Genomic DNA, 8185 nt, shown 5'->3' with positions numbered 1-8185 from the left:
TACTTGGGCCCGCTACTAACGTGCTGTCCTTGGTGTCAATACTTGCTTGAGACGCCACTACTGTGATGGTAGCTGTCTTGGTAACTGCGTTACCCGCCGCGTCCGTGTAACTATACGTGACCTCGTAACGGCCCGCCTTCGTTGGGTCCACTGTTCCACTAACAGTTATATCACTCAATTTCAATGCGCTGCCAGCTTCATCGGTCGCACTCACAAAGTTATCGGCGGCTTTCCAGGTAGTACTTGGGCCCGCTACTAACGTGCTATCTTTAGTGTCAATTGACGTTTGATCAATGTCATATGTTAAATAAATATCTGTAGGTTGATTATTTTCTCCATAAATTCCACTAAGATTATTATTTGAAGAAACATAATAATAACTTACCCCATTTTTTTTAATGAGAGAAGTAGGTATTATATTATAGTTACTCCCAACACTATTAGCCATTGAAGTAGTTTGAGCACTTAATTCCGTACCATTTTTATCAATATAATGAATAGTGATGTCTGAATATATAGTTGCAGAAACAGATTGAGTTACTGTATTTCCATCACTATCAGTAACTGTATATATAATGGTGTAAACTCCATTTTTATTACTATTCCAAGCATTAACAAAATTGGTATCATCTTTTATAGTAACAGCGGAACTTAGGTTTCCATCCTCAACATCAGATGCTGTTACGCCATCCAGCAACCATTTATTAATATCAGAAACAGTAGTACCTTGCTTAATATTCTTATCCATCGCTGTTATTTTAGGAACAAAACCACTGTTATTAATATTCTGGAAATATCCTGAAGTCGTGCTTTTTTGTGCAGTTGTTATATAATCAGACTCATATTGGTCTGTCAAAATATACTGACTATTAAGGCCCGGAGTAGTAGCAACTATACCTAAAACATACCATCCAATATCCATATTATCAGGTATCGATATTTTTACAGTTTGATCATCTATTTGAGTTGTTGTCCAACCTACAGATGATAATGGTACATAACTTTTGGAAGTATTAGGAAAACCGCCCTTTTCTGTTATATAAATATTGTCAGCCTGTAGGGAAGCCCCTGTACCAGAAATACTTAAAGTTATTGTTCTACCTATTTTATCGTTTTGAGAATTAGTATAAAAGCCTGGATCAACTACAACATTAAAGTTCATAGACTGCATATCTGGCAAATAGTAGTTTTTTCCATTTATATATCCTACATAATTATCATTTATACCAATATATCCATAACTTCCATTTCCTATAATCAATCGTTGATTATCATAGCCACTACCACCACTACCACCAGCATTGGCCTTTGTATTGTAGCTGGTACCACCAGTTATCGCTACTGAAGTATTATTTAAAGATGCCGTAATGATATTTTTAGAAGTATCGACGGCAGCCGTATGCAAATTAATTATGAAGTTAATTCCCGCATTAGAAATATCAGTACTGAATGTATATGTTATTGTCCCACTGGTTTTATCATAAGCTAAGCTGCCATAATTTGTACCACCATTTAACTGAATATTGTCCCAATTAATAGATTTAGGATTAGATATTGTAAAAGTTAACTTTGTACCATTAGATATGGTTGCACTTTTTTCAATACTCGTATTTAGCGCTATAACACCTCCTCCACCAGAGAAAGTATCCCCATTATTAAAACTTGAAGTAACAACCACTCCTGTAGTATCTGTTGAACTTGACAAATTGTCCGTTGCTAATTTAACATTGCTAACCCCCGCTTTTGCTGCACTAATACTGGTTGCACTGTTCGCTGCACTACTGGTTGCACTGTTCACTGCACTACTGGTTGCACTGTTCGCTGCACTACTGGTTGCACTGTTCGCTGCACTACTGGTTGCACTGTTCGCTGCACTACTGGTTGCACTGTTCGCTGCACTACTGGTTGCACTGTTCGCTGCACTACTGGTTACACTGTTCGCTGCACTACTGGTTACACTGTTCGCTGCACTACTGGTTACACTGTTCGCTGCACTACTGGTTACACTGTTCGCTGCACTACTGGTTACACTGTTCGCTGCACTACTGGTTGCACTGTTCGCTGTACTACTCGTATCCGCACGTACAGAAGGATTGACCATAAGCATGCCCAAACCTAAACTTATAGATAAGGTTGTAACTCCCATAGCTACCCATGACTTTCCCTTTTTGAATAATTTATAGCGTGTACAGGTATTCCCAACAAAAATTTTTTTGTTCATGTATAGACGCCCCTTCACTTTGTACATATTCTGTAATTATAATTTATTATTATTGAGTGCAATAATTAATTGTGTTTATTATAACAAAGCACACTTTATTATTAACTTAATTACATAAATCAGTTGTATTCATTATATTAAAATTGTTTTTATATCGATGAATCTTAAGACTTTTCAAAGAATTCTCCAAATTATTTTCAGGAGGCAGTCTATCGTGAGCCCCTACCATCAACTTACCATGGATATATTTAATAATTAGCAGATGATAAAGATAACATTGAAAATAATAGGATGACCAATAGCAATTCATAGGCATTACAAATTACTTACCATCATTGAATCATGAGATTGAAAAAAATCATTCAGAACAGTTCATCAAAACTCTAAATGAACATCTAGAAAGTGATGATACTGTCGGTGCCATTCAGAAATTCAACATACAAGAATTAATTAAAAATATTTCTCATCGTTTTGATCGTTAATCTTTAAATCAGATTACTAACTTTGAACTAGAATTCCATTTTTGAGTATATAGTATAACCTATAGCCATCCATGGTATTATAATAACTATAAATAATTTATCATATGATTGATCAATTTTATTTTACAGTGCATTACCATGTCACAATCAATATTATTTATCAAAATAAAAAGGACGGTACTATGAATTTCAAAACACATAACCACATTAATGCTAAAACAACAAAAAGATTTAAACTGTACAAGTCAGGTAAGCTGTGGCTTGTTGCTGGAGTGACTTTTTGTTCATTTGTTGGTAGCGCAATCATCAACGATCAAATTGCGCACGCTGACACAGTAACTGTAGCTAAAACAGCAACCACGGTCACACGGACAACCGTCAGTGCTGATTCAAAAACAAGCAATGATTCTGCTTCATCAGATACAGTTTCCACTACGGCTAACAAGGTCGCTAATACTGCTTCAAATATCGCTCACCAACCAAATAGTGCAACAACCAACTTAAATACTAGTCAAGCAGCAACCGCTACCTCAAGTACAACCACCAAGGCTGCTTCGAGTATCCTCAGTCAAGCGGACAGCGAAACTGCCAACTCAAACACTAGTCAAGCAGTAACTGCTACCTCAAGCGCTGCTACCGAGGCTGTTTCGAGTGCCGCCAACCAAACGGGCCAAAAAGTAAGCTCCAGTAATAACAAAAGCCATGAGGCAACGGCTCACACAACTAGTGCTGCCTCTGGTTCTATTAACCAAGTAAGTAGCACAGCAATCAAATCAGCAACAAGTACCGAGAATACCAACAAGGCCACATCAGTTGCTTCAAATGCAGCAAAGCACCAAGCAACCACGACAAAAAAAGCTGACCTTAACTTAACTACGGTGACAGCAAGCACTCCAGAAACGGACGTTTGGACTATTGGAGATACCACCAGACCACGTGTTGACGTGGTCGACGTTGCATCATATCAAAGTGCAATGACACAATCTGACTACAACAAATTGAAAGCAGCTGGCGTCAAAACAGTCATCATCAAAACGACCGAAGGCACTGGTTATACCAATCCAGTAGCCTTAGCTCAAGCCAAGATGGCTAATGCCGCCGGTCTAAATGTTGATTTCTACCACTACGCAACATTTAATACAGCCGATACCGCCCAAATGGAAGCAACTAATATGGCTAACTTCCTAGTTAAAAATAACGTTTCCAAAAAAGTATTATTGTTTGCCGACATGGAAGATGCCAAGACATACACAGTAAATGCTACAGCTAACCTTAATACTTTCTGGTCGGTATTGAATGCGCTTGGTTATACGAATCATGGGGTTTACACCTCAAACACATACTTATACCGTGATGCCGTCATTAAAACAGTTGGTCAATCGCGCGTCTGGCGAGCTCAGTATCCATATACGCCTTCTGCCAATAACCTTTGGAATACAGATGACGGCGCTTGGCAATTCTCAAGCACCGCCCTCTTACCATCAGGCTCCGACTATACTGGATATATTGACGTTAGTATCTGTTATAACGGTTTAACCGAAGATAGCGCAGGTACCAATACTTTCTCAACCCCCAATGAATTTGTAAACCAATATCACTGGGAAGGCAATAAGCTATACTTCTATGGCAGCAATGGTCAACCAATCACTGGCTTCCGGCATTACGGGAATAACAAACTAGAATACTATGGGTCAGATCACGCTCAATATCGCAACCGTTACTTAACTGCCGCCAATAACCAGTTATATTACTTTGGTAGTAACGGCGATGCCATTACCGGCTTACGACACTATGCTAATAATAAACTAGAATACTATGGTACAGACCATATTCAATATCGCAATCGTTATGCTACTGTTGGTAACAATAAGCTTTATTACTTTGGGAGTAATGGTGACGCCATTTCCGGTCTGCGGCACTATGGTAATAACAAGTTAGAATTTTACGGCACGGATCATATTCAATATCGTAACCGTTACTACACTGCCGCTAAAAATAAGCTTTATTACTTTGGGGGCAACGGCGATGCTATTACTGGCCTACGACACTATGGCCACAATAAACTAGAATACTATGGCAATGATCACGTTCAATACCGCAACCGTTACTACACCGCCGCTAAAAATAGGCTTTATTACTTTGGGAGTAATGGTGACGCCATTTCCGGTCTGCGGCACTATGGTAATAACAAGTTAGAATTTTACGGCACGGATCACATTCAATACCGCAATCGTTATTACACTGCCGCTAAAAATAAGCTTTATTACTTCGGGGACAACGGCGATGCCATTACTGGCCTACGACACTATGGTAACAACAAGCTCGAATACTATGGTGCAGACCATGTCCAATATCGCAATCGTTATGCCACCGTCAATAATCAGTTGTACTACTTCGGCAGCAATGGTGATGCAATAACCGGCTTGCGTCACTACGGCAATAACAAGCTCGAATACTATGGTGCAGACCATGTCCAATATCGTAATCGCTACTACACTGCCGCTAAAAATAAACTTTATTACTTTGGGGGCAACGGCGATGCCATTACTGGACTACGGCACTATGGTAATAACAAGTTAGAATTTTACGGCACGGATCACATTCAATATCGTAACCGTTACGTCACTGTCGGTAACCACCGTTATTACTTCGGCAACAATGGCGATGCTGTATCAACTAATCAACCACAAACTGAAGCAGATATTATCGGTTCCATGCGTGTTGCTCAAAAAGCGCAACAAATCGTGACCGTCGTTCAGAATGGCGGATCAACGGCAACCTTAAAGTTATGGCAAAAACAAGGTAACACTTGGCGCAACCTTTTAACTTCATCAAGTCGTATCGGCAATGGAGGCATCGGAAACTCTCACGAAGGGAATTGACTACACAAAAGCAGCGTCTCATAATCAGTATGAGCTAGCGGTTGTTAGGGATAATTACGGACAGAATAATGGTTCTGGCTTCTTTATCCACGTTAAGAACCACTGGCCAACTGAGGGCTGTGTCTCAATTAACTTAAGTGATATGCGCACTCTAGTCAGTCACTTGGGAACCAAAGCATACGTTGTTGATGTTCAAAACCAATCACAACTTAAAAACTACTAAGATGAAACTTGGATTGCTTGCTTTTAAATGGCAATCCAACTTTTTTAGTAATTAAAGAACATATGTTCTTTTTTGTGGTAGAATAAACGTAAATAATCAGGAAGGTGAGGCCATGTTTTTTGACCACGAACCACGGGGTGTCTTTTTTTAATTGACAATAAAAGCTTCTATGCTCGCTGCGAAACCGTTCAACGCGGCCTAAATCCACTAAAAGTACCCTTAGTTGTAATGAGCGAAGCGGAAAATACAAATGGCGGCTTAATTTTAGCTACGTAGAAACCAAGAAGTTGTTTCATTTACAAGCCAACGTTTCCCGTCAGCGAGATTTGCCGCAAGATCCACGTTTAATTGTTGTACCACCGCGAATGAACCTTTACATTGAACACAACCTACAAATCAACCAAATTTTTGCTAAATTCACTTCAGAAGCTGAAGTGTGGCCCTACTCGATTGATGAGGGCATTCCTGATATGACTCATTCTTGGCAATTATTTGGCTCATCGCCACGGGCCGGCTTATTCAAAATACTATCAGTCATCAATTAAGTCTCTACACGACTGTAGGGATTGGTGAAATTCACTATGAAACCGTACCAGATAAGATTTGGCCAATTACCGAATTAACCGACATTTGGGGAATTGGTCCACGTATGGCTAAACATTTGAATCGCTTACAAATTCATAACATGTACGAGCTTGTTCACACCAATCCACACTTTCTAAAACAAAACTTAGGCGTCATTAGTAGCCAAATTTTTGCCACATCCTGGGGTGTTGACCACTCCCAGTTGACTGAACCAATCAAAACTAAGGAAGCCAGCTTAGGTAACTCACAAGTCCTACCGCGTGATTACTTGGCACAAGGTGAGCTTGAGACTGTGATCAAAGAGATTGACGAACAAGTCGCGGCTCGACTCAGACACCACCATAAATTAGCAGGCTGCTTATCTTTAAGTATTGGGTTCTCATACACAGCGGCTGAAGCTGACGGCCGTGATGGGTTTCATCATGCTATCAGAATAGGCCCTACTAAATGACAATCAGCTTCTGGCCCAACAATTACTCTGGTTGTTTCGCAAAAACTGGGACGGCCAAGCAGTACGTAATATCGCGGTTTACAGTAATAAACTAAGCCCTGACACTGGACAGCAACTCGATTTATTCAGTCAACCTACTCAGCAAATTAGACATAACCAACTCAATCGAGTCATTGATGATATTCATCAATGGCTTCACTAAACTAATTTACGCTACTAGCCTATTACACGGCGGTACAGCAATTAATCGTGCTTGCTTAGTTGGTGGCCTTAATGGAGGAAATAGCTATGAGTAGAGATTTAGATATTATCCTTAGTCGTTTATAATTGTTATTCAAACGCACAACTTAAATACGTTACTGGATCGTGATTGCCAATGACCCTTATGATCCACTCGTATAACGTCTTTTTTAATAGCCAACGCGCCAATGAACGACTGAGATCGGTACCGTTGCATAAGCTAAGCAATTATACCTTAAACGACCTAGAAAACTTAGTTGAAGCATTGCATCGACAAGTTAAATTTACCATTGAATATATTGGCTTTACTGGACTTATCTGGCCCAGAAGTCAAACAATAATACAAATGAAACGCAAGAATCTTGAATGATAGAAAGTTTGATATGGACACCGTTAACCTTTTCTTCGAGCACGATTATCACGATCGCGGCATGATCAAATGGCAAAGCTTTTACCTGTCTAATCACACAGCGGCATTAAATAAACTACAAGCGCAAAATGCAATAAGTTACCTGACCAAAGCACAGCAATCAATGAGTGAGATTAGCAGCATTCTGGCCATCGCTCATTTTAAGAATCAGACGATTAGCCTTCAACTAAATACAGTTGATCAAAACAACCAACACTTGCCTACCATTACAACATGAATACTTGGTTATAATGCAGGAACTGTTATTATTTCAGATCGTCAGTTTATCAATATGAACAATATTCGACATGTAGAATTAACTAAAAATATCGCAAACTAATGTCAAAGTTCAAACGCCAATTTGAGTCTCGATGACAATGTTAGTTTGCGCTATTTATTTTTCATGTCTGTAATACTTATACATACTACAGTGTCATCTAGTATTACCATAGTAATTTCAGCTAATAATATATGAATCAAAAAAATCGAGAGCGTAAAATATCTTGTGTAAATGCATAAAAGATTTCTGAATTGTATAGAAATAGGGAATGCCTTCCCTTATGATATTTAGTAACCACAGAAAACATCACAGGAGGCATTCCCCATGAATGAACTTACCACAGAAATTATCGCTGCACTAGCCCAAAAGCAAGATTTGGACGAAGTTTTTCGTCACCACCTCGAAATTGCGA

The 8185-nt window shown here is 39.2% G+C and carries 2 protein-coding genes and 3 pseudogenes; 4 read left to right on the top strand and 1 reads right to left on the bottom strand.

What is annotated here, in order from left to right:
* On the bottom strand, nucleotides 1-2221 hold a 2221-nt coding region (locus tag MZO41_RS04105), incomplete at its 3' end, for a bacterial Ig-like domain-containing protein (RefSeq protein WP_252129644.1).
* A gap of 664 nt (nucleotides 2222-2885) precedes the next feature.
* On the opposite strand from MZO41_RS04105, the gene MZO41_RS04100 reads away from it, so the two are divergent.
* The 4 genes and pseudogenes from MZO41_RS04100 (at nucleotide 2886) to MZO41_RS04085 (ending at nucleotide 7833) form a co-directional block, all read left to right on the top strand.
* Entirely contained in the window at nucleotides 2886-5585 is a 2700-nt protein-coding gene (locus tag MZO41_RS04100; RefSeq protein WP_252129649.1) for a GH25 family lysozyme, read from the top strand.
* 335 nt (nucleotides 5586-5920) lie between these two features.
* A pseudogene (locus MZO41_RS04095) lies at nucleotides 5921-7140 on the top strand (Y-family DNA polymerase).
* Between the two features lie 31 nt (nucleotides 7141-7171).
* Nucleotides 7172-7454: pseudogene (locus tag MZO41_RS04090) on the top strand (acetyl-CoA carboxylase).
* Nucleotides 7447-7833 (top strand): annotated as a pseudogene (locus tag MZO41_RS04085) (hypothetical protein). The pseudogenes MZO41_RS04090 and MZO41_RS04085 overlap by 8 nt, the downstream one beginning before the upstream one ends.
* Nucleotides 7834-8185: the final 352 nt, after the last annotated feature.

This window comes from Lactiplantibacillus sp. C232 (assembly GCF_023806725.1).
GTDB classification, from domain to species: Bacteria; Bacillota; Bacilli; order Lactobacillales; family Lactobacillaceae; genus Lactiplantibacillus; species Lactiplantibacillus plantarum.
The sequence above is the reverse complement of the archived record's forward strand: the minus strand, read 5'-3'. Positions and strand labels throughout refer to the sequence as shown.

Coding starts and splice junctions, on each gene's coding strand:
- MZO41_RS04100 (WP_252129649.1), top strand. CDS start 2,886: ATGAATTTCAAAACACATAACCACATTAATGCTAAAACAACAAAAAGA.